Source organism: Burkholderia sp. Bp8992 (genome assembly GCF_003853705.1).
GTDB lineage: Bacteria > Pseudomonadota > Gammaproteobacteria > Burkholderiales > Burkholderiaceae > Burkholderia.
Genome location: NZ_QTQI01000077.1, coordinates 1 through 667 on the forward strand (window position 1 = coordinate 1; position 667 = coordinate 667).

Consider the following 667-nt stretch of genomic DNA (forward strand, 5'->3'; position numbering starts at 1 on the left):
GCGTCCTTCATCGCCTGTGATCGCCAAGGCATCCACCACATGCACTTGTTCGCTTGACCCTATAACGAGTCTGTCTCTCGACAGCCGCTACAGGTTGAGTTCTCGCGTTGTGCCGTATTCCAATTTAAGTCGAACATAGAGTTCGAATCATCTTGAGATACATCGATACAATCACAACCCGGATAGTTTTCACGTCCATCTCAAGACGCTTCCGCTATCCAAATTACTTGCTTCTTCCAGATTGTTAAAGAACGACAGCCGATATCTGTTGATATCCTCTGACTGGCTCAATCGCCAATGCAAAGCGCTCGCTGATTTTTCAGCAAACTCTTAGCATTGAGGATTGGTGGAGGCAGACGGGATCGAACCGACGACCCCCTGCTTGCAAAGCAGGTGCTCTCCCAGCTGAGCTATGCCCCCATGAGTACAGATTTCCTCAGGTACCTACCGCCAGACAATGGTGGGTCTGGTTGGATTCGAACCAACGACCCCCGCCTTATCAAGACGGTGCTCTAACCGACTGAGCTACAGACCCCTGAGTCTGTCTTTAAATTTACAGCCGATAAGCGTGAGCGCTCAACTTCGCGAGAAGCTCTGGAAAGGAGGTGATCCAGCCGCACCTTCCGATACGGCTACCTTGTTACGACTTCACCCCAGTCATGAATCC

Annotated in this window: 2 tRNA genes and 1 rRNA gene; all 3 read right to left on the bottom strand. The window is 50.8% G+C overall.

Features of this window, described 5'->3' with window-relative positions:
* Positions 1–344 precede the first annotated feature (344 nt).
* Positions 345–420: transfer RNA gene (locus DIE03_RS38035), tRNA-Ala, on the bottom strand.
* Positions 421–458: 38 nt separating this feature from the next.
* Positions 459–535, bottom strand: a tRNA-Ile gene (locus DIE03_RS38040).
* A gap of 63 nt (positions 536–598) precedes the next feature.
* A 16S ribosomal RNA gene (locus DIE03_RS38045) occupies positions 599–667 on the bottom strand; the annotation flags it as partial.